This is a genomic window from Schaalia sp. Marseille-Q2122, assembly GCF_903645355.1.
Taxonomy (GTDB): domain Bacteria; phylum Actinomycetota; class Actinomycetes; order Actinomycetales; family Actinomycetaceae; genus Pauljensenia.
In genome coordinates, this window is the sequence record NZ_CAHJXR010000003.1 from 37,790 (window position 1) to 59,800 (window position 22,011).

At 62.8% G+C, this 22,011-nt stretch carries 17 protein-coding genes; 7 read left to right on the forward strand and 10 right to left on the reverse strand.

Going from position 1 to position 22,011, the window contains the following annotated elements; all coding sequences use genetic code 11:
- Positions 1-173 precede the first annotated feature (173 nt).
- Together cas2 and cas1 are read right to left on the reverse strand one after the other, a co-directional pair.
- Entirely contained in the window at positions 174-461 is a 288-nt protein-coding gene (gene cas2 / locus HWX48_RS02705; RefSeq protein ID WP_254872929.1) for a CRISPR-associated endonuclease Cas2, read from the reverse strand.
- Positions 452-2,113 (reverse strand): CRISPR-associated endonuclease Cas1, encoded by a 1,662-nt coding sequence (gene cas1, locus HWX48_RS02710; RefSeq protein ID WP_254872930.1) that lies wholly within the window; start codon positions 2,111-2,113, stop codon positions 452-454. The genes cas2 and cas1 overlap by 10 nt, the downstream gene beginning before the upstream one ends.
- A gap of 618 nt (positions 2,114-2,731) precedes the next feature.
- Between cas1 and HWX48_RS02715 the strand changes: the two genes are divergently transcribed.
- The 3 genes from HWX48_RS02715 to HWX48_RS02725 all read left to right on the forward strand — a co-directional run bounded on the left by HWX48_RS02715 (position 2,732) and on the right by HWX48_RS02725 (position 4,200).
- Positions 2,732-3,403, forward strand: a complete 672-nt coding sequence (locus HWX48_RS02715; RefSeq protein WP_175954442.1) for a DUF6318 family protein — start codon at positions 2,732-2,734, stop codon at positions 3,401-3,403.
- A complete protein-coding gene (locus HWX48_RS02720; RefSeq protein WP_175954444.1) occupies positions 3,400-3,810 on the forward strand; it encodes a hypothetical protein in 411 nt (136 codons plus the stop codon). Before HWX48_RS02715 ends, HWX48_RS02720 begins: the two co-directional genes overlap by 4 nt.
- A 69-nt stretch (positions 3,811-3,879) precedes the next feature.
- Positions 3,880-4,200, forward strand: coding sequence for a hypothetical protein (locus tag HWX48_RS02725; protein ID WP_175954446.1), 321 nt, complete (start codon positions 3,880-3,882; stop codon positions 4,198-4,200).
- Positions 4,201-4,330: 130 nt separating this feature from the next.
- On the opposite strand, the gene HWX48_RS02730 is transcribed toward HWX48_RS02725, so the two are convergent.
- The 5 genes from HWX48_RS02730 to HWX48_RS02750 are packed head-to-tail and all read right to left on the reverse strand — an operon-like array spanning position 4,331 to position 11,508.
- Complete coding sequence (locus tag HWX48_RS02730) at positions 4,331-6,283, reverse strand: ABC transporter ATP-binding protein (protein ID WP_175954448.1); 1,953 nt, start codon at positions 6,281-6,283, stop codon at positions 4,331-4,333.
- The gene (locus HWX48_RS02735) at positions 6,280-8,208 is read right to left on the reverse strand and encodes an ABC transporter ATP-binding protein (RefSeq protein WP_175954450.1); all 1,929 of its coding nucleotides are present in this window, start codon (positions 8,206-8,208) and stop codon (positions 6,280-6,282) included. The genes HWX48_RS02730 and HWX48_RS02735 overlap by 4 nt, the downstream gene beginning before the upstream one ends.
- An 11-nt stretch (positions 8,209-8,219) precedes the next feature.
- On the reverse strand, positions 8,220-9,035 hold the full coding sequence (locus HWX48_RS02740; RefSeq protein WP_175954452.1) for an energy-coupling factor transporter transmembrane component T: 816 nt from the start codon (positions 9,033-9,035) through the stop codon (positions 8,220-8,222).
- On the reverse strand, positions 9,032-10,873 hold the full coding sequence (locus tag HWX48_RS02745; RefSeq protein ID WP_175954454.1) for an ABC transporter ATP-binding protein: 1,842 nt from the start codon (positions 10,871-10,873) through the stop codon (positions 9,032-9,034). The genes HWX48_RS02740 and HWX48_RS02745 overlap by 4 nt, the downstream gene beginning before the upstream one ends.
- A 29-nt stretch (positions 10,874-10,902) precedes the next feature.
- Entirely contained in the window at positions 10,903-11,508 is a 606-nt protein-coding gene (locus HWX48_RS02750; protein ID WP_175954456.1) for an ECF transporter S component, read from the reverse strand.
- 307 nt (positions 11,509-11,815) lie between these two features.
- Here HWX48_RS02750 and HWX48_RS02755 point away from each other — a divergent pair, with 307 nt between their 5' ends.
- Positions 11,816-14,083, forward strand: coding sequence for a CAP domain-containing protein (locus HWX48_RS02755; protein WP_175954458.1), 2,268 nt, complete (start codon positions 11,816-11,818; stop codon positions 14,081-14,083).
- A 119-nt stretch (positions 14,084-14,202) separates the two neighbouring features.
- Here HWX48_RS02755 and HWX48_RS02760 read toward each other — a convergent pair whose 3' ends face one another.
- The 3 genes from HWX48_RS02760 to HWX48_RS02770 all read right to left on the reverse strand — a co-directional run bounded on the left by HWX48_RS02760 (position 14,203) and on the right by HWX48_RS02770 (position 17,667).
- Positions 14,203-14,958: a glycerophosphoryl diester phosphodiesterase gene (locus HWX48_RS02760; RefSeq protein ID WP_175954460.1), complete on the reverse strand. Its 756-nt coding sequence runs from the start codon at positions 14,956-14,958 to the stop codon at positions 14,203-14,205.
- 140 nt (positions 14,959-15,098) lie between these two features.
- On the reverse strand, positions 15,099-16,421 hold the full coding sequence (locus HWX48_RS02765; RefSeq protein ID WP_175954463.1) for a DUF4032 domain-containing protein: 1,323 nt from the start codon (positions 16,419-16,421) through the stop codon (positions 15,099-15,101).
- Between the two features lie 121 nt (positions 16,422-16,542).
- Entirely contained in the window at positions 16,543-17,667 is a 1,125-nt protein-coding gene (locus tag HWX48_RS02770) for an ABC transporter ATP-binding protein (protein ID WP_175954465.1), read from the reverse strand.
- Positions 17,668-17,999: 332 nt separating this feature from the next.
- On the opposite strand from HWX48_RS02770, the gene HWX48_RS02775 reads away from it, so the two are divergent.
- From HWX48_RS02775 to HWX48_RS02785, 3 genes are all read left to right on the forward strand, one after another.
- A complete protein-coding gene (locus tag HWX48_RS02775) occupies positions 18,000-19,865 on the forward strand; it encodes a serine/threonine-protein kinase (protein ID WP_175954467.1) in 1,866 nt (621 codons plus the stop codon).
- Positions 19,866-19,995: 130 nt separating this feature from the next.
- Positions 19,996-20,820: a thioredoxin domain-containing protein gene (locus HWX48_RS02780; RefSeq protein WP_175954469.1), complete on the forward strand. Its 825-nt coding sequence runs from the start codon at positions 19,996-19,998 to the stop codon at positions 20,818-20,820.
- A gap of 245 nt (positions 20,821-21,065) precedes the next feature.
- The gene (locus tag HWX48_RS02785) at positions 21,066-21,896 is read left to right on the forward strand and encodes a thioredoxin domain-containing protein (protein WP_175954471.1); all 831 of its coding nucleotides are present in this window, start codon (positions 21,066-21,068) and stop codon (positions 21,894-21,896) included.
- Positions 21,897-22,011: the final 115 nt, after the last annotated feature.

Sequence of the window (22,011 nt, forward strand, 5' to 3'; positions counted from 1 at the left end):
CCCTCGTCGTACTGAAAATTACAGAAAACGCCAGCCCCGCAAGTCGACCTCGCAACCCAGCCCTGCAAGTCGGGCCGCCAAACCGACCTCGCAACCCAACCCCCGCCAAGCCGACCTCGCAACCCAACACCACAACCCAACAACACCCAGCAGCAGCAACCATCACCGCCCACCTACCACAGCCCTCGACAAAACCCCACATCATCCAGGGCCACGCCAACCCCGTGAACCTCGGCCCGCTCCTCACAATGTGCGCACAAGGGATAAATGTGCACTACATCCTCACGGTCATCAATCGCATCGGTGACCTGACGGCGAACCACCCCAATATCAGCCACCGACACGCGCAACTGAAAAACAGACTCCTGAATCCGATATCCCCAGCTCTGCAGGATCTTCGCCACGCGATTACGTCTACGATCAGAGGTAATGTCATAGGCAACCAGGTAAATCACCGCCACACCACCCCCACCCACCGATAGTCAGGCTCCATCATCGCCCGCGCCAACAACTGAGCCTCATGATGAATGTGCCTGCGCCACGAGCCAGCAAACCCCGGCAGAGCGCCACGCACCGAACGCTGCAATGTCTGCTCGTATGCGTCAGTGACTATCTTTTTCCCCTCAGCAGTCAACCACACGCCGCCCTCGTCAGCCGGGTTGGCATGCTCAGCGCGCAAACGTTTTGACCGCAACAATGCCATCACCGTCTGATCTACCAGAAGCGGGCGAAACTCCTCCATCAGATCTAAAGCCAAACTCGTGCGCTTATCCGTTGAGGCATGCAAAATCCCCAAAGAAGGCTCCAGCCCGGCAGCCATTAATGCGCCCACGCACTCGGACAACAAAATCGCATACCCATACGACAGGGCCGCATTCGCCAGATCCCGCGGAGGGCGGCGGCTACGCCCATGAAACGCCACCTCCGGCGGAACAAAACGGGGGAGAGCCTCAAAGTAGGCCTCGGATGCCGCGCCCTCCAACCCCATAAGCTCACTGATTGTTTCGGCATATTCGCACTCTGCGCTCAGGGAACGGATCGCCTGACAGGTTCGCCGCACGTCGCCCTCTTCGGACCGCCTGGCCAGACGTTGGACGAGGTACACCTGGTTACGAAGTTTGGCACGTACGATCGCCCTGGCCAGGGGCAGGCGTGTCTCCTCCTGGGCTGAGAGCGCGGCCTGCCGTAGAAGGCGCTGGGCGTGGGCTGCGCCGGACTTGCCCGCGAGCTGTCCCAGGTAGCCGCCGCGTCGCGTCAGGAAGCACACCGCAACATCGCTACGCAGCGCCCACGAGCGCGCGCCCGCAGATAAACCGACATTTCCACTGAGTACGATCCGCGACACCAGTCGGCAGGGTATGGACATCTCTGCGGTGCCTGTGGGGGATGCGACTATCACGCGGCCCGAGGCAACGCGGATTCTCGCTCCGTCGCGGCCGACGTATAAGACTTGGTCGGCGTGACCGGCCTCTTCTAGCCGAGGGGAGCTGGGGAAGGCAGACAGGTCGGGCCGAAGGAAGGCGTCAGCATCTTCTGTGGCAAAGCAGGTGATCTCGCAGGAAAGAAGAGGAAGACTAGTGAGATTCGCGTGTTGCTCAATGACAAGCTTGGCTGCGTGCAGGTCTGCCTCGCGCAGGGCGCACACTGCTCCCGTCGCGCCGAATCGCGCGTAAGCCAGGCCGAGGTCGGTCAGGGCGTGATCCATGGGGGCCAGCAGGTTATCGACAATGAGGGTGCGAAGGTGGTCAAAGGTCTGTGCGCGGGCTGTGGGGGCAGGCAGGGCATGGTTGTCTGTTGGGGCGTGGCGGACAGGGAAGACATCGTGGACAGGCAGCGCATTCTGGATCAGCGCGTCGAGGTGGACGCAGCGATCCTGAAGGGGAAGAAGATCGCTGAGGCGTGGGGCGAGCGCCCTCCAATCAGGTGGGGCAAAGGTAAAGAGGAGTGAGCTGCCTGCACTGGCCGCATGAATGTCGACGAGTTCATCAATGGCTTGGCGGGGGTCGCTGCCTTCCCGTGGAGTGAATGCTTGAGGGTGAACCTTGGAGGTGAGGGTGCCTTCGAATGCTTCAAGCAAAAGGGCGGTGCTGAGTTGTGCGAGCAGTGGAGACAAAGCTTCGGTTGATTGATGGGCAGGGTGTTTGGGGTCGCGTAGGTGTTTGCTGAGTGTGGCGCTCAGACTGACGAGGTCATCGCCTGTATCTGGTATCGAGTGGGATGGGAGTTTGTGGAGGGTGGTGAGGATGTGTTCTGGCGAGGTGAGGGAAGTGCAGAGCGTGCAGGAGGGGCGAGGGGCTGGGGTGGCCGGAGTCGTGGGAGTGATGGGAGTGGCTGTACTGGCGGGGTGAACATGGCGGCAACTTCCTTGTTGCTCGATGGGACTTTCCTAAAATATCGGGAATTAATTCGCTATTCAATAGATATTGTGGTTTTTGCTTTCTGAGAGCCTGAGGGAAGGCCTGGGGAGGGGGAAGCCCGGTCGAAGTGGGACTGGAGAGCGGTGCGAGACAAGAGGGTCTGGGGTGAGGTGCGCGCGGGAGAGGTTGCGTGGGAGGGATCGTGTGGGAAGGAGGGTAGAGGGGGAATTAACGCAGATGGCGGCGCAGGGGCTAACGCATACTCCCGTTGAAAACCTCATAATGTTTCACGCGTGAAACGCCATCGAAGTGCGAGTTATCCACAGATTTTCTGTTCAGCTGTGGTGTGGGTGTGGGGGCGGTAGCGTTGGGGCATGATGTTGTTGAATGCCTCAAGGAAAAGTGTTGGTGTGCTGCTTGCCTGTGTGGTGGTGAGCGTGTCGCTTAGTGCGTGTGGTTCTGCTGGTTCAGAGCAGGGGATGTCTGCGTCGCTTCCTGTAGAAGATGCTGTGCAGTCTCAGGTGGGGTCGCCTGATGATGTGGTGGCGATGTCTGGCATTTATGAGGTGACGCGTGAGGGGAAGTTGTTGAGGTATTCCTCCGATCCTCGCTTAGATAAGCCTGAGCTCAGCGACGTTGCGAAAGTGCATGACAATAACGGTGCTGAGGAGTTCGCACAGTATTTCATTCGGGTGGTGGAGTACACCTGGGATAGTGGAGACACATCCTTGCTGAAGGAAATCTCGTTGCCGTCGTGCACGTGGTGTGAATACATGAGTGCAACTACCGACGAGCGCATGAAGAATAAAGGCTGGGTCCGCAACCTGCGGGCAACGGTCATCGAGGTGCAACCGGCGTTTGAGGTCCCTGATCATCCAGGTCTGTGGCACGTTGACACAGTGTCTGAAACTAGTGCTCACCAGGAGTATGACGGTAAGAGACTGAAAGAGGTTGAAAAGGAGAGAGTGCGTTTATCGCTCCAAATGCGCTATGAAGAGGGTGCATGGAAGATTAGCGGTAGCAAGGGAGAGAGTATTTCCGAATGAAATCTCTTCGCTTGTGTTGTGCTTTCGTCGCTATTCCGGCGCTGCTTACAGTGCTTTCTCCAGCTGCTTACGCAGAAGATGATGGGGGTACGACGACGTTTTCAGTGAACAATTCCGGTCGTGACATGGTCGATGTCAGTGGGGTTTACTCGCAGCGTCAGGAGGGCAAGTCGGATCTGCCTGCTCCGGGTTCTTCTCGGGTGGAGTTGGGGCGGTCTGCTCCTCCGCCGTCTGCGGATTTGGGGTGTGTGGGTCAGTTGAGTGCGGGTGGGTGGAGTGGGGCGGATTTGTGTCCGTATCGTTTTGCTGATGATGAGCCTGCTGAGGAGATTCCTACTATTGATCTTCTCTATCATGCGCTCGCCCAGACGCAGGTGAAGGGCGCTGGGCTGAAGGTGGAGCCGTGAATTCGTACCTATGTGGGGCTGCCAACCCTGGTGCATGCGGCTACTCCTGTGAGGCAGGAGGTGGTGCGGGTGTTTGACCATGATGTGGTGGTCGATTTTGAGGCAACCTCGTTTAAGTATGACTTTGGGGATGGGTTGGATCCGTTGGTGACGACGGATCCGTCTTCGAGGTTTCCGGTGATGACGCTTCATCATGTGTACCTGGAGCCCAGGGAGTGGGTGAGTGTGGTGTTGGAGACGAAGTGGAGGGCTAGGGTGCTTCATCCTGTGACGGGTGAGACCTTGACGGTGCCTTCAGCCTTACTAACTACGGAAGTGTCAGCACCTTTTGAGGTGCGCAAGGCAAAGGGGTACCTGACCGACACGGCTGAAGAACTCATGGGCCGCTAAGAGGCAGCACCTATGCTCCCGCGTTGCACCGGTGGCGCCGCGTTGCACCAATCCACCCGGACCCGGCGCAATAAGAGCGACCAGAGGCCACCAGTGCAACCGCAAGCCACAGCTGAGCCAAGAAAACCCGCTACAGCCTCCACCTGGCCACAGCGCTTTGATCCTCCCAGAACTCACGGTAGGTGGGGGAAGCCTCGTACAGCTCATCATGACTGCCCACGGCCTCCACCGCCCCATCGGTGAGGACAATGATTTGATCGGCTCGGCGGATGGTGCTCAAGCGGTGAGCAATCACCAAGACCGTGCGGCCCTGTGCCAGGTCATCCAGGCTCTCAGTCACGCGCGCCTCGTTGACGCCGTCTAAGGCGCTGGTGACCTCGTCAAGCAGAAGGATGGGGGCATCCTTCAAGAATGCGCGCGCTAAGGCCACGCGTTGCCTTTCCCCGCCCGACACTGAGGCGCCGCCCTCGCCAACCCGGGTCTGCCACCCCTGCGGCAAACGCTCGATGACCTCGGTTAATGCCGCGCGCTGAGCGGCGGCGTGCACCTCTTCATCGGAGGCGCCGGGCCGACCAATGCGGACATTTTCCTCAATGGTGGTATCGAACAAGTAGACATCCTGGAACACCATGGACATGAGGCTCATCAGGTGCTCCTCGCTCATGTCGCGCACATCCACGCCGCCGACGGTGATGCGTCCGGCGCCGACATCCCAGAAGCGGGCGGCCAGGCGCGACAGGGTGGACTTGCCTGAACCTGACGGGCCGACGATTGCCGTCACCAACCCGGCCGGCACGCTGAAAGAAACATTACGGAGAACCTGACGAGGTGCCCGCGCGGCTGAGTTGAGAGTTGAGCCAGGGTTGAGAGTTGAGCCAGGGGTGGGAGCAGAGCCAGGGGTGGGAGCAGAGCCAGAGGTGAGCGCAGAGCCTGAGTGAGGGCCAGAGCTTTGGCCGGCCGCAAACCCAGAGGTGGGTAGTGCCTCGGGGGCGGAAAAACTCCCGGAGCCGGACACACTCTCTGAGCCAGACGCATCCCCTGTACCAGGCGTATTCCCAGCCTCGTCGTAGGAAAACTCCACGCCCTCAAAGCGAATATCAAAAGGCGCGCTCGCAGTTTTCTCTGCCCCCACAGCGGGTGCAGGCAGCAGGGGAGCCTCTGTAATGTCCTCAATGGCGTCCATAGCAACCTGCGCTTCATGCAGGGCATCAACGTAGAAAGCCAACATGCCCACGGGCTCACTAAAACGAGCCGCCATCAGGGCTAACGCGATAAAGACCGGCGCGCTCATTGACCCGGCAAAGAGCAGGGCAATACCGACAGCAATACTGCCGAGCATGCCCGCAGCGACGGCCGTGTGGAACAGCGAGCCGGCAGGGCCTTTAGCTTTACCTGCGGTAAACATGGTGTCACGCTCTGACGCCAGGGCATCCTCCAAAGGAGCCCACCCATTGCGGCAGCTGTCGGTCGCCCGCAAAATAGGCTGGAGCTGCGCGAACTCCATAATCCGATTCGACAGGTGATGCAGTTCCACGGCGTGCACCTGATGCTCGCGCACGACCATGCGGCGCATCCAGCGCAGCGCCCCCAATGCCACGGGCACGGGCAGCACCATCACCAGTGCCACACGCCAATCCACCACGACCGTCACCAGGAAAATGCCCACCAGGCTCCCTGCAGCCGAGGCAATATAGGGCAGTGCGATTGAGGGCATGTGGGACAGGAAGCTGACATCGCGTGAGGCGGCCTTGCTCACCTTCCCCACCGCGCTGGCATTAAACCAGCCCAGGGGTAGTTTCTGGACGCGTTCGGCCACCCGGCAGATCAGCGTGCCGCACACCTCCAGGCAGGCAAGAGCCATGGATTGCAGGCTCGCGGTAATAGAAAACGCCAAGGACACGGCAACAGCTAACGCCACCGCGGCCAGCCAGCCCCAGGCGGGCTCACCAGCCAGGAAGCGTGAGAGGAAGGGAATGAGCAGCCCCAGGGCAACGCCTTGGAACACTCCGCCCAGAGCGTGGCCGACGAGCATCCGCGTCGTCGCCGCGCGTTGGCCGATAATGCGGAAAAACTGGGTAATCATTGCTGTGCCTCCCACATGCGTCGGTACACGCCAGCCTCGCCTCCAGAAGCCCCGCCTCGCAGCAGCTCCTCATGCGTGCCGACCTCAACGACGCGCCCTTCATCCAGGACAACAATCTGATCAACGCCCTCAATGGTGCTCAGGCGGTGGGCGATGACCATGACGGTGCGTTCGCGCGCCAGGGCGGTCAGGGCCCGCTGGATGAGGCGCTCCGAATGCGGGTCGGTCTGCGAGGTTGCCTCATCCAAGAGCAGCAGCGGCGCATCGGACAGGAAAGCCCGCGCCAGGGCGATGCGCTGTTTTTCGCCGCCCGACAGGTGCGCGCCGTCCTCGCCAAGCACGGTGTCGTAGCCGTGGGGGAACTCCATAATCCGGTCGTGAATGAGGGCCTTGCGGGCGGCCTCTTCAATCGCCGCATCGGAGGCGCCGGGCACAGCCAGGCGGATATTCTCACGCACGGTGTCGGTTAGCAGACCAGGGTCTTGCAGCAGAATCGTCATCGTCGACAGCAGCGAGGACGTGGAGAGGTCACGCACATCCACCCCGTCGACGCGCACGCTGCCGCCGCTGACATCCCAAAAACGCGCGGCCAGGCGCACCAGCGTACTCTTGCCCGACCCGGAGGGGCCCACAACGGCGGTGACTGTGCCCGGTTCACACACGAGGTTCACGCCCGCCACCGCTGGCGGGGCGCCCTCGGCGTAGGCGAAGGTAACGTTGTCAAAGACTAACGAGGGTGCCCGCCCGCCCAGATCGAGGGAAACGGGGTGCTCCGCTTCGGGCAATTCGGGCAGGTCAAGGAGTTCGCTCAGGCGCTCAGCGGCGTCCGCCCCCAGGGTGATGAGGTGGAAGAGCTGACTGACGGAAATCAGGCCACCGGGCAGGGAGACGCCCAGCAGAATAAAGGGGATCAACGTGACGGGCTCAATGACGCCCCAGGCGTTCAGCGTTACGCCAAAGCCCAGCACGGGAATGAGCATGCCCGCAGGGGAAAACAGGGCCTGCACCACGGACATGACACTGCCTGAACTGCGCATCCAGTCGTAGGCTGCGCCGGTGTAGGTGTCCAAGGCTCCAGAAAAACGGGTGAAGAGCGAGCCTCCATTGCCGAAAGCCTTGACGGTGGCAATACCGTCGACGAGCTCCACAGTGGATGCGGCCAGGGTTTTCTCTGCTGACATGAAGCGCTCGCCCGTGTCGGCGGCGCGCACAAAACCCAGGTAGGCCAGGAGGATGAACACGATCACCACCCAGGCGAACACCAGCAGGGCAAACACCCACGAGCGGGTCAGCAGGTAGGTCAGGGCAGCAAGCGGCGTGCCAATGGCCGCGCCCAGGTCGGTGGAAAAGTGGGCGATCATCGTGTGAATCTTCGCCACGTCTTCGCTGATGATCGTGTGTACGCGGCCCGAGGATTCCTCGCTATGCCAGCCCAGCGGTAGGCGCGCCAGATGGCGGGCCACGCGGGTACGCAGGTCGTGGCGGAAATGCCCTTCAACAATATGGGCCCACCCCGTTGAGCTGAAGAGCACCAGGTGGGACAGGAAGACGCCCGCCGCAATCGCTGCAAACCACGCCCATGCCGCGCCCGAGGTGAGTGTGCCGGCCAGCAGTCCCTCAGCAATGGCGGTAATGCCAATGGCAGGCAGCAGGGAAAGGGCCGCGCCGATCATGCCCGCTACGAAGGCGGTGATCATCTTGCCTCGCACGGGACGTAGGAGGGTCGACAATGCGCCAGTCTGCGGGGCGCGCGCGGTGCCGCTGTCGCCTGTGGAACTAGCCTCGCCTGCGGGAACAGCGCCGCCTGTAGGATCAGTGTTCCCTATGGAGCCAGTCTCGCTTGCGGGACCAGCCTCGCCCGGCGAGGCCACCGCCCCCTTCTTGTGCCCGACCGGCTGGGCGTCGTCTGTGTGCGCGTCCGTCATCTCACCCTCACTTATACGTCGTGGAGAACCACGCCAGCATCACCAAAGAAATACGCCACCGCGACGGTCGCCACCCAGCCCGCCAGAAGCAGCACACTGTCTCGCCACCGCCAGGTCAGGACGCGCGGCTCCGTGCGCGTCGGAAACGCGGCAAAAGCGCGCGAATCCATGGACATGGACATGCGCTCCGCATGGCGCACGGCGGCCGCCGTTAAGGCCGGAATCGACGTCACCCACCGCACAGGTACGGTCAGCAGCGGAGTGCGCAGGCGCGAACCTCGTAGGGCGTGGGCTTCGCGGATAGCGCGGTGTTCGTCGCGAAAACGCGACATGAAACTCAGGGCGGCGATACCCGCGTAGGGCACGCGGTAGGGCAGGCGCAGGTGCTGGACCAGGGAACGCAGCAGGTCCTGGGGCGTGGCCAGCAGGCCCGTCAGCGCCGCCAGAGAGATCACCGCCGCGAGCTTCGCCCCCAGTTTCGCGCCAACGAACAGCTGATTGTGCTCAATGGGCGCCCCCCACAATTCAAAGACCACAGGCGAGGCGCCAACCTTCGAAATGGGCGTGGCCTGCGCCATCGACAGGCTCAACACTGTGGCAAACACCAGCAGTGCCAGGGCAATAGGAATGCCCTTGCGCGGCTGAATAAGGAAGAGCAGCGGGATCGTGAGCGTCAGCGTCCACAGGGCTGGCAGGGGAGTGTTGAGCGAGGCCACCGCCAGCATCAGCGGCAACGCGGCGGCGAAGGGCGAGAGCGGATCGAAGTTCAACCTGCCTGCAAGACCGGGTAGGGAGGGCAGGGGCGGTGGAATCATTGGCGGGGTCATGCGGGCACGACCTCTTTCCATGCGCTCCACTGCGGGCAGACCGCAGAATACTCGCGTGCCCGCGCCGTCATCTGAGCCAGGGGAGTGGGCATCAGTCCATAGGCTTCGAGCAAGGCAGTGTCGGCCAGTGCGCTCGCGGCAGGCATAAAGGCAGACCGCATGTCGCCGCCGTCTGCATGCGCTCCAAGCAGCACCATCGCATCGGCGTACTCGCTAATGAGCTCTAGGTCGTGCGTGGCCACGACAATCACCGCCCCGCGCGCAGCCGCCTGCACCATGGCATCCATCAGCCGCAGGGCGTGGCGATGATCCTGCCCAAAAGTTGGCTCATCGAGGCAGATGACGTGGCGTTCCTCGGCCAAAGCGGAGGCGACGGTCAGGCGCCGCTTCTGCCCGCCAGAGAGCGTGAAAGGATTGGCGTCGGCATGCGCAGAGAGTGAGAACTCCTCCAGCAGGCGCGCCACCGTGCGCTCAATCTCTTCGGCTGGACGCCGGGCAATACGCAGGCCGCGCCCCAGTTCAGCGGCGACTGTTCCTTCGAGGAACTGGTGTTCAGGATTTTGGGGGACGAGGGTGACGCGCGCATTGGGTCTGCGCGGATGGCGAGCCTTCCCGTCCACGAGGACCCGCCCGGCCTTCCATGGTTGGACGCCGGATAGGGCGCGCAGCAGCGTGGATTTTCCGCTGCCATTGATGCCAGCGACGGCAATGATCTGGCCAGGGTGAGCGTGGAAACTGAGGTCGTGCAAGATGGTGCGCGCCTGCCTGCCGCGGCCTCGCGTGACGTGGAGGCCGTCGACCTCAAGCAGGGGCCGAGAGGCGGAGGTGTGCGCAGGTAGCGGGTCTGGGGCAGTAGGGGCTCCTCCCGCAGGATCATCCCAGGTCAGCGTGCCTGCCTGCCGAGCAAAAGCGCGGGCGGCCTCGTCAATCGTCAAAGGGCAGGAGAGCGTAAGGTCGTCGCCTCCCCCTACGTCGCCAGGCGCGGTGGCCTCGTCGTAAGAGGGGGTGCGCAGCGTCCCCAGGGCATGCTGAAAACGCAGGGCGGAGGGCAGGCGAATCCCCTGCTCGTGCAGGGTGGGCGCGTGCGCGGAAAAGACCTCGCGCGGGGCGCCCTCAGCGATGACGCGCCCATCGGCGTCGAAGGCAAGCATGTGATCGACGTGCGCGATCACCGGATCGAGATTGTGCTCCACCACCAGCACAGCCGTCCCGCGCCCAACGATGTCAGGGAGGAGTGCGTAGAAATTGGCGCCAGCCTGGGGGTCAAGATTGGCGGTGGGCTCATCTAGGACCAGAAGACGCGGGTGCATTGCCAAAGCGGCGGCCAAAATGACGCGCTGGCGCTGCCCGCCCGACAGGTGCCAGGGGTTGCGCTCAGCTAAATGCGCAACCCCGACCTGCTTGAGCGCTCTGTGGGCGCGCTGGTCAATCTCGTCCTGGGGGAGGCGCAGGTTTTCGAGCGCGTAGCAGACTTCGTCCCACACGCGGGTGGTGAGGATCTGCGCGTCGGGATCTTGAAGGACGAGGGCGACGTGGCCGGCGAGGTGAGCGGGGGAGGCGTCAGCTACCTCTTCGCCGAGGAGGCGCAGTGAGCCTCGGTAGTGGGAGGGAATCGAATGCGGGACGATCCCGTTAAACGCCAAGGTCAGGGAGGATTTACCGCAGCCGCTTGGCCCAGCCAGGAGAGTCACCTGACCGGGCTGGAGGGTGAGAGAACAGGGCTGAGGCACCCACTGCTCTGCGCCGTGGTAGCGGATGGCCAGATCGGCGGCTGTCGCAAGGGGCGCCTCGGAAGGGGTGGTGTGCCCCTCGGATGAGGGGGCCTGTTCGGGAAGCATTGCTGAGCGTGGCACTGTGACTGGCAGGCTCACTTCGTGATGCCGACGCCGGCCTTGGCGAGGGCGCGCTTGAGCAGCAGGCAGACGCCCACCCCGGCGAAGCACGAGAGTAGGGAGAGGACCATAGAGATGGCCATGTCGCTGGTGGAGCCGTCAATGCCGTAGGCGGACCAGTACATCCAGCCGTTCATGCCGCCAAAGACTGCGGCGGAGATCATGTACACCCACCAGGTCCAGAAGCGGTAGAGGAATAGCGCCACAGGAATTCCGACGAAGGCGGCGCCAATGAGGTTACCGACGATGGCGCCTGCGCCAAGAGAGGTGGTGAAGGTGGAGATCACGCCCAGAATGAGGCCTGCGATGACGAAGGCTCCGGGCTTGTTCACGATGACGCCGGGCAGCAGGTAGGGGATCATCCACACGCCCATGATGGCGCACATGATGATGATGCCTCGCGGGGAGGTTGCCACGAGTGGCGTGATGTAGGTCAGGGGGATGGCGATGAGGGAGCCGACGACGGCCAATGCCGCGACGGTCATGAGGTTGCGGGTGCCGAGGACGGAGTCGCGCAGTCCTGATCGTGCGGAGCTGCGGATCTCGACGTCGTCACTGATTGAAGTGGGTGAAGAGTCCATGGTCGGGTCTTTCATCAACGATCCGTAGTTTAGGTGTACCTAACCTTACCCCTCTCGGGAATGTGATGTTTATGACACTTTGTTCGCCTCGTGGAAGATGAGATGAAATTATCTCAAGTTTTCGTAGGTCGCGAAGATGTTGTGAGTGATATTTGACCACGTGGTAAGCGGTTTGGTGTTGTGGAGTTCTCACTTTGTTGCTCAGTGAGACATAAGTAAGTGGGCATCGCAGGTGATTGGATTGTGGAGTTCGGCACATAGTAGGGTGCCTGTTGCATCCTTCACAGTGCTTAGGAGTTCCTTCGACATGACAACTCATTCGACGAAAAAGCGTCTTGCCGCCAGCGCCCTCGCCGCACTGGTTGCCATCCAACTGTCTGGCTGTTCACATGGTGCAGATACCGCCGATGCCTCCCCTGAGGCCAGCGCGCCAAGCGCAGAGGCGCCACAAAGCCAAGAATCGCTCCAGGGCGCAGAATCCACAACGGAATCGACACCGAAGGCCGGGGACGCTTCGAAGGAGCAAGAAAAGGCCAACGAGGGCGCCACCCCCGCCAAGGAGCCTGCTGCCAACACAGCTCCTTCACAGGAGCCTTCCGCAGCGCAGGATGCTAGCCCGCGCCAGAGCGCACCGGCTCCCGTTACCTCCGAGAATGGACGACCCCGCGCCGCAGCTGCCATCCCCGCACCTCAGAGGCACGAGCAACGGCGCCCTGCTGCGCAAGCTGGGAATGCGTCCGCAGCAACGCCTGCCGAACCGGTCCAGCCGAGCAGGCCCGCCGATCCGGTCCAGCCGAGCAATCCGCAGCCGACCGATCCGCCCAAGCCCGCAGAGCCCTCGCAGCCTGCCGATCCGAAGCCCGCAGATCCCCCCGCAAGCGAGCCTCCCGCAGTCACCCCCACGCCCCCTAGCACCGACAACGGCACCAACGCCGGAGCGGGCGAAGGCAACGGCGCTGGAACGGCTCCCATCACTGTCCCCGACGAAGCCCTCAAGCTGGCTGAAGCCAAGGCGCGCCTCGAAGTAGCAAAGACCCTGCGCCAGAACAAAGAAAGCGCACTGGCCCAAGCCCGCGAACTCCTCGACGCAAAGAAGACCGCCAAGGCTGACGCCCTGAGCCGCCAGGCCGCCGCCCAGGCCGAGGTACAAAAGGCCTCCGCCCGCCTGGCCCAGCTGCGCAGCGCCCACGGTGAAGCCAGCGCCCAGGCGCAGCAGGCCCGCGAAAGCCTCGCCGCCGCGCAGGACACCCTCAACCGGGCCACTGCCGCCCTCGAAGGGGCTCGCACCCGCGAAACCCGGGCAAGCATCAACCTCGCTACCGCTCAAGGAGCCCTGGCTACCGCCCGCATGCTGGAAAACGAAAAGCGCGGCGAACACCAGCTGGCCAACACCGCCCTCGTCCGCGCGCAAGACAAGGTCCGCGTTGAACGCGAACGCTACGATGCGCAGCGCGCCGCCTACGAGGCAGGTGCAGGACAGGTCGGCACGGACTGGAACAGCGTTCCCAAGGAAACTCGCGAGCGCGTCATTGAGGTCATCGTCCTTGACCTCATCAACAAGTACCGTCACAGTGAGGGCCTGCCCGCCTTCAAGACGAATGACGCCGTCATGGAGGACGCACGAATCTGGTCGCGCCAAATGGCGACGACGAAGAACTACGTACACGACCGCTTTGCCAACACCACCCTCCGCGGGCGCTACAACGCGAACTCCTTCAGTGAAAACATCTTCAACCCGCGTTTCTACGCTGATGAAGATCCCATCGAGATCGCAAAGTTCCTCTTCCTTGGCTGGAAGAACTCTCCGGGTCACAACAAGAACCTGCTTGAGAACGAATTGCATGAACTCTCTGGTGTGGGTGTCGTCATTGACGAGACCAACCGCGTGTGGGCAACCCACCGCGCGTGGGGCGTCCCCACTGCCCCCGCCGAAGCCGTGTGGGAGGTGCCCGATACGGGCGCCATCTACGGCGTTGTTGCCACGGAAGAGACCGCGCGCCTTGCCAACTCGCCCGGCTACACCCCCACTCCGCAGGAGAACCGCCGAACCTACACGGTGGTTGATGCTCCGAGCTCCTTCACCCCCGAGGTGCGCCCCGAAGGCGTCCAGCCCCCCTCGGATTCGGCGCTCCGCCAGGCCCGGGGCGAACTCGACGCTGCCACTGAGCGTTACGAGGCCACCGGCCAGAGCCTCGCTGCCGCCACCGAGGTGACAGAAAATGCGGAGAACTCCGAGCGCGTGGCCAGCCAAGAGTTCACCGAAGCGCAGGGCGCAGTGACCGAGGCGGGCGCCGCCGTTGAGGAGGCGACGGAAGCGAAGAATGGCGTGGATACCTCCGCCATCGCCCGCGCCGATGAACTCGCCGCTGAGGTCACCGCGGCCACCACTGCCGAGAGTGAAGCCACCCGCGAGGCACAGAACGCAACCGCCGCCGTTGAGGAGGCGACCTCGCAGGCAACCTCGCAGGAGGAAGCCGTGAGCGCCGCGCAGGCCGAGGCCACCGCCGCAGCTCAGCAGGTCGCCGAGGCCGAGGCCGCCGTGGCCGCATTGGAAGGAGCGACCACCACCCCCTGATCTTTCGTGAGTGAGGTGTGAAAATGCTTGCCGCCCCGCACAATGTGCGGGGCGGCAAGCGCGTGTGGGAGGCGTGGCGTGTCATCCTCCGAGCATAGGAGACACGCTCAGTGCGCCATCTATGAGGAGGCGGATAGTGCCTCGGCGGGGAAGTCTTGGGGACGGTCGGTGAAGATACCCGTTACGCCCCAAGAGGCCAGCTCGCGGGCCTGTTCGACATCATTGACGGTCCACACATTGACCTCAAAGCCCAGGTTGCGCAGCTCAGCGACCTCGTCCTTGGTGAGGCCCTCCACGCCGGGGTGAACGGCCTTGCAGCCCAGTTCGACGGCTCCGTGGGACCAGTGGGTGCGCTCATCCTCAGGATCAACCAGCCAGCCCAGCGCCACATTCGGACGCAACTCGTGCAGGCGACGCAGCTGGCGGTGGTCGAAGGAGGACACAATGAAGCGTGATGGATCAGCGACCTTATCAATGGCAACGGCAACGGATTCCACCAGGCGTTCTTGCATCTGCGGCCCGCCCAGGCAGGGCTTCATTTCGAGGTTGGCACCCATGCGATGCCCGTTGATGAATTCGAGGACGGTTGCTGCCTCAGGGATACGCTCGAAGCGGTACGTGGGAGAGAACCAGGCTCCAGCATCAAGCTTACGCAAGTCGGAAAAGCCCAGGTTGTAGTAGCCGCCGCTGCCATTGGTGGTGCGGTCAAGGGTGTCGTCGTGGATGACCAGCAGGGTGCCATCTCCCATAATGTCCACGTCGAATTCGATCCAACGCGCTCCGACCTCCATGGCCTTGACAAAAGAGGCCATTGTGTTTTCGGGTGCCAGGGAGGATGCGCCGCGGTGCGCAATAATGCGGGGAAATTCAGACATAATGCCTCACTCAGAAAGATAAGATCCCGGCCATTTTACGCTTGACCCTGCGGGGGTCAGTCGCCCTCGTCGGGGATGGCAGCAAAAGTCTGCCCGCCGCGGGGGCGCATGGGTAAATGTGCGCCGCGCCAAGCCCAGCGTCACTCCCAGTCGGGGGTAACGGGCAAGACCTCGTCATCCTCGGGGGCATCAAACATGGCGGCAAAATCCCCACCCAACGCCGGATACTCTGAGGTGTCCACCCCATCACCGGGGTCAAGGAGCAGAGCCTCGTCGCGCTTGGTGGGAAGCACGGTCTGCACGTAGGACTCGATGACCTCAGACAGGGGCAGGTCATGCCCGGCCTGCTGGGCGCGGAACCAGCGGTGGTCTAAGAACTCGTGGAAGACCTGCGCGGGCTCAAGCTTGCGCGCCAATTCCGGCGGGATGGCTTTAATGACGGGTTCGAACACTTCACGCATCCACTCGTGGGCGGCGATCTCCAGGGGCACATTTGCCCGGTTCGTCATGGCGCGGAAGGTTTCCAGGTCATTGAGCATACGCTGGGCCTGGAGTTCGCCCACGTCCATGCCGGTCAGGCGCATGAGCTTGCGGTGGTGGTGGCCGGCGTCAACGACCTTGGGTTGGATGAGCAGGCGCGTGCCATCCACGTCGGAGGTCATGGTCAGCTCGCCCACCTCGAAGCCCAGGTCGTTGAGTCTGCGGATACGTTCGGCCACGCGCCAGCGCTGGTTCGCTTCGATGGATTCCGATTCGGTGAGCTCACGCCATAGTTCCTCGTATCGGCTGCGAATACGGTCGCCCACCTCAATGGGGTCTTCCGTTTCGGGGAAGAAGGATCCGGCCTGCAGGTCCATGAGTTCGCCGATGATATTCGTGCGCGCCAGGTCGACGTCGTATTCGCGTTGGCCGCGTGTGAGGGCGGGGTGGAGTTCACCGGTTTCCGCATCGACGAGGTAGGCCGAAAACGCGCCGGCATCGCGGCGGAAGAGAGTATTGGACAAGGACACGTCGCCCCAGTAAAAGCCCAGCAGATGCAGACGGACCAGCAGTACCGCGAGGGCGTCAATAAGGCGTTTAGCGGTGTCGGGGGTCATGTACTGGCTGAAGAGTGCGCGGTAAGGCAGGGAAAACTGCAGGTGTTCAGTGACGAGGACGGCGTTCAATTCTTCGCCGTCGGGGGAGCGTCGTCCCGTGATGACAGCGGTGGGAATGACTGAAGGAGCATCCAGACGGTGGAGGTCGCGAAGGAGCTCATACTCCTTATGGGCTACAGATTCGCCAATTTCCTTGACGGCAATCACTCGGTCAGAAAGGTTGACAAAACGCACCACGTGGCGGGAAAGGCCGCGTGGGAGGGCCGCAATAATATCGGTGGGCCACTGGGAAAGGGGGACCTCCCAGGGGAGGTCAAGGAGTGCAGGATCAACTGTTGCCGCAGTAATCTCCATAGCGTTTGCCATGCCTTCTATTGTCGCACCCTTTACTTGAATTGCACATGGAGACGAAGAAAAGGGGGGTGCCCCGTCCGTGTGGACGGGGCACCCCCGGGGTCTCTCAAGCGATCAGCTCAAGGTCAGCAACTCACTCGGGAAGGCGCATGCCGGTCGAGGCCGAGAAGTTGTGCTGCTGGCCGGGCAGGATGCGGGTGTGGATGATGCCGCCGCGAGCCGGAGCAGTACGAGGAGGAACACGAACGATCAGCTGACCGCCCTTGCCTTCCTCACCCGAGCCCAGGGCTTCACCGTGGCCGCCTGCCAGGTGACCGTAGATGAAGGCGTCCGAACCCAGTTCTTCCACGAAGTCCACTTCGATCGGAATGGTGTTTTCACCTTCGGGAACAACCTCAAGGCCTTCAGGACGGAAGCCGATGGTGATCTGTCCGCCGTCCTCAGGAACCAACGCTGACACGGTCGCTGCCGACAGGGGCACGCGAGCGGGGCCGAGCTTGGCGACATTACCCTCAACGTCGAACTTGCCCAGGTTCATGGCGGGGGAGCCAATGAAGCCTGCGACGAAGTCGTTGGCGGGAGTGTCGTACATTTCCTGCGGGGTGCCGACCTGCTGGAGCAGGCCGTCCTTGAGCACGGCAATACGGTCGCCCATGGTCAGAGCTTCAGTCTGGTCGTGGGTGACGTACACGGTGGTGACGCCGAGTTCGCGCTGCAGGGAGGCAATCTGAGTACGGGTCTGGACACGCAGCTTGGCGTCCAGGTTGGACAGGGGCTCGTCCATGAGGAACACCTGGGGCTTACGCACGATGGCGCGACCCATAGCCACACGCTGGCGCTGACCGCCGGAGAGCGCCTTGGGCTTGCGATCCAGGTAGGGTTCGAGGTCAAGGATGCGGGCAGCTTCGTCGACGCGCTTCTTGATCTCTTCCTTGGGGGTGCCGGCGATCTTCAGAGCGAAGCCCATGTTTTCGCGCACGGTCATGTGCGGGTACAGGGCGTAGTTCTGGAAGACCATGGCGATGTCACGGTTCTTGGGCTGGACGTCGGTCACATCGCGGTCGCCAATGAAGATTTGACCAGCGTTGACGTCTTCGAGGCCTGCGAGCATTCGCAGGGAGGTGGACTTGCCGCAACCCGAGGGGCCCACGAGGACCAGGAATTCGCCGTCGGCGATTTCAAGGTCGAGGCCATCAACGGCGGGCTTGTCTGCACCGGGGTAGATGCGGGTTGCCTTCTTGAAGGACACGGTTGCCATTATTTAATTCCCTCCACCGGCAGGTACGTGCCGGACGATCCGTAGTAGAGATGTCACCTTGGCGTCTTCACCAGGGCGGCCGCAGCACTCATCCGACCTCCATCTTCGAAGATTGGATGCGAACCTCAACGAGAATCAAACTAGCATGTGCGGGCCGTCTTATCTAGGTGAATGAGAGAAAATGGACAGCGACTTTTGTCTGACAAATCGCGCTTTTCAGAGCATATTTGTCTGACGAGTACGGGTGGGATGAGGCGAGCCACCACAAAGGATCCCGAGGCACTGCCACGCTACGGCCACACAGTGCCTCCTCTCCCGCTAGGGTTGTCGGTGTGGAAACAGGGCAATGGCTAGGTGGATATCGCCTGATTGAACGCCTCGGTATCGGCGGAGCTGGAACAGTCTGGCTCGCTGAAGATGAGGGCGGAATGCGCGTTGCCCTCAAACTCCTCCACCCCGCCCTCGCCCACAGTGAACAGGCACGCAAGCGTCTGATCCGTGAGACACAAACCGTCAACGCGGTCCGCAGCGATGGGGTTGCCCACGTCCTCGACGTCGAAGTTGACGACGCCCAACCCTTCATCGTCTCAGAATTTGTCGAGGGCCCAACCCTGTCCTCCCTCCTCCGTCACGGCGCCCTCCCCTTCGATCAGGTCATCGAAGTGGCCCACACCCTGCACGCCACCCTCAGCGCCGTCCACGCCGCCGGAATCGTCCACCGCGACGTCAAACCAGGCAATGTCATTATGAGCCCGCGCGGGCCCGTCCTCATCGACTTCGGAATCGCCCAGAGCAGCGACGATGACCCCCTGACGGTCACCGGTTTCGTATCGGGCACCGCTGGTTACGCCTCCCCAGAACTCCTGCGCGGCCAGGGCGCCAGTGAAGAAAGCGACTGGTGGGCGTGGGCCGCGACTCTCCTGACAGCAGCCACCGGCCGACCGCCCTTTGGTGGGGGCGCGCAAGAGGCCGTCATGCGTCGCGTCCTCGAAGGAGACCCCGACGTGTTGGGCCTGCCCGCCGACCTGGCAAGCATCTTTACCGCCGCCTTCGTCGCTGACCCGAGCGTGCGCTCCACCCCCGAAGAGGTGATGTGGAGCCTCACCCACCGCGAGCAATTCGTCCCCCCGCCCACGCCGCAGGATCCTCACGCTGAGGGCCAGACCTCCCCTGACGAGGCCACCGCCGTCCTACCCGCGCACGCACCGCATCCTCAGCCCGGGGGCGCCTCGTCAGACGAGGCCACCGCCGTCCTTCCCCAGGCGAGCACACACACCACCCCCGAGGACGCCACCACGATCCTCCCCGCCTACGACCCGCCCATCAACCGGCCACCGGCACCCAGCCTCGCGCAAACCTCCATCCTCCCCACCACGCAGGCCACCCACTACGCGGCGCACCCTCTCCAGGCACCCCCTCTCCAGGCGCCACCAGCCCCCGGATACAACTACGCCCCACCCCAGTCGACCCTCTCGCACGACCCCGGAGGCGGGAACCTCGTCAATGAGGGCTACCCCGCGTACTTGCCCGAGGCACACGGCCCCACATGGGCGCCCATCGACACCGAAAGTCCCGCCCTCAGCACACGCGCCCGACCCACGCCCCTTGTGGGACTGGCCCTCATGCTCACCATCGCCATGCTGCCCATCCTGCTCGGCACGAATGGCACCATCGCCATGGGCATCATCCTCCTCGCCCTCGCCCTGCCCGGAGCCATCCGCAAAACCCTGTTCAAACGCAGCGCACTCTACGGGGCGCCCCGACGCTCCGACTACTGGATCGTCGCCCTCCAATCCCCACTCCTCCTGCTCTGGAGCGCCCTCACCCTCGCCGTCGGCGCCGCATTTGGCGTCGGCATGAGCATCCTCATCTGGTGGCTCGCCCACCCCTACCTCCAACAGATCGCCGTCGTGGACGCCTGGCTGCCCCTCACACTGCTGCAAAGCAGCCAGCCGCTGGCCATCTTCACCATGACAGACTCCCAGCCAGTGGTCCTCACCCTCTACGGCCTCAGCGCCCTCGTCACCCTGGCCACATGGGCCATGCCCACAGGTGACTCCCTACGCGAAGGAATCTCCACCATCGCTCGCGCCGCACTGCCTCCCACCTGGGCGCGCGTCATCTTCGTCCTCATGCTGCTCAGCGTCATCGGCGCCACCTGGAGCGTCACCACCGCAGCCACCGCGCCATGGGGATAAACCCACCCGTAGTCGACGCGCACACACCCCGGCCACAGGGGCGAGCAAGCGCAGCGTGCATCACATAACACGCGCTGGCCCAGAGCAATTCGCTAGTGTGTTCCAGTAACTTATTTCTGGAAGGATCTTCATGTCTCAGAAGCCCACCGGCACAAACGCCGTTCGCGCCAAGGCTCAGCAGATGCGACAGGAGCAAGAACGCGCCGACAAGAGGATGCGAGCCATCATTATCGGCTCCGTTTCCGCCATCGTCCTCGCCATCGTTGCCGTCGTCGCCGTGGTCGTCACCCAGCAGGTCAAGGCAGACGCAGAGATCAACAATGTTGACCCCAAGGCTGTCCTGGGAGCCTACGCTGACGGATCACCTATCGTGCTGTCCCCTGCGGGCATTGGCGAGGCCGACCCCTCCCTGCCGATCCTTACCGACTACTTCGACTACTCCTGCCACGTGTGCGCAGACGCTGAAGTTGGCTTCGGAGAAGAACTCGTCGCAGACGCCAAGGAAGGCAAGTACAACATCGTCTTCCAGCCGGTCAACACCGTCGAAGCACCCTACCAGTACGCTGCGACCACGGCCTCGCTGATCGTCGCGAAGGAATCCCCCGAACACTGGACGGCCCTCCACCACGCGCTCATGGCCTACTTCGCCGAGCAGTACAACGCCGGTCAGGGCACCGTCGTGCGTGACCTGGACAAGTCTGCTGCGCAGGTGCGTGAAATCGCTCTGAGCGTGGGCGTGCCCGAGTCCCTCGTGTCGACCTTCCCGAAGAACATCGCCGAGGAATACCTGACCGCCAGCACGAACGCCTGGCAGGCCGCGACCTTCGAAGGCCGCGACCCCAACAGCTTTGGCACCCCTGAATTCATCGCCAACGGCAAGAAGAAGGTTGACTTGACCTCCTTCGACCCCGCGCAGATGCTGCCCACCTTCCGTGAAGGCCTGGGTGTGAAGTGAAGACGTTGAGCCTTTCCTCCTTGGCATAGCTGACGAGGGAGCCCGCAGGCGGGGCAGGGTGGGGAACACCCTGCCCCGCTTTGTTTATGCGCTCCACCTCGGAACCTGGCTTGTCAGTTGGGCGTGCTGAGGCAGAAGTTGGCAGGGCTGCCAGGGCTGTCGGTGCTGCCAGGGCTGCCAGAGCGATAGGGCGGAAAGGTGGATCGGACTAGTGCAAAGGGGGTGCGGAGGAGTAGCTTCGTCATATGTCAAAGAAAACCGCATCACCAACGAGTGCGGCCTCTGCCGCTACCCGCGAGAAAGCAGCGCAGCTTCGCGCCGCCCAAGAACGCGCAGATAAAAAAGTGCGCACCTACATTATCGGCTCCGTCCTTGGCATTGTGGTGGCCGTGATCGCGGTCGTCGCCTACGTCATTAGTCAGCAGGTGCAGGCCCAGAACGAAGCAGCCAATGTCGACCCCGCTGCCGCCCTCGGCATCTACGCTGATGGCCGACCCATCGTCGTATCCCCCACGGGCATCGGCGAGGCCGACCCTGCACTACCGACCCTCAGCGAGTACTTCGACTACTCCTGCGGAGCCTGCGCCCAGGCAGAAACCCTTTTCGGGGAGCAGATCGCGCAAGGCATTAAGGATGGCAAATACAACGTCGCCTACCAGCCCGTCAGCGGACACGCGCTCTACCAGCTCCCAGCGGTCAGCGCCTCCCTCGTCGTCGCCCAAAAAGCTCCCGATCAGTGGCTGGACTTCCACCACGCCCTCATGGCATTCTTCGTCGACCAGACGGCCAAAGGGGAAGGGCGCATCGTCGGCGACCTCGACAAATCAGCAGAACAGGTCCGTGAACTCGCCCGAGGCGTCGGCGTCCCCGAAGACGTTGTCGCCACCTTCCCAGTCAACGCCGCCGAAGAATACCTCACCAAGGCGGGCGAGACGTGGAAAGCGACCACGGTTGAGGGCCGTGAGGGCTTCTTCACCCCAGAGTTTGTCGCCAATGGCAAGAAGAAGATCGAACTGTCCAGCTGGGACCCCGATGCCGTCATCGCCACCATCCACAAGGAACTTGGCGTGAAATAGGCATTGCGGCGCAGGTCATGGCCTCACACAACACAAGGCGGGTGGGAGAAGCGTTGCTTCTCCCACCCGCCTTGGTGTGACAGCAGCATGAAAGCTACGAAGGTGACACCTGAGC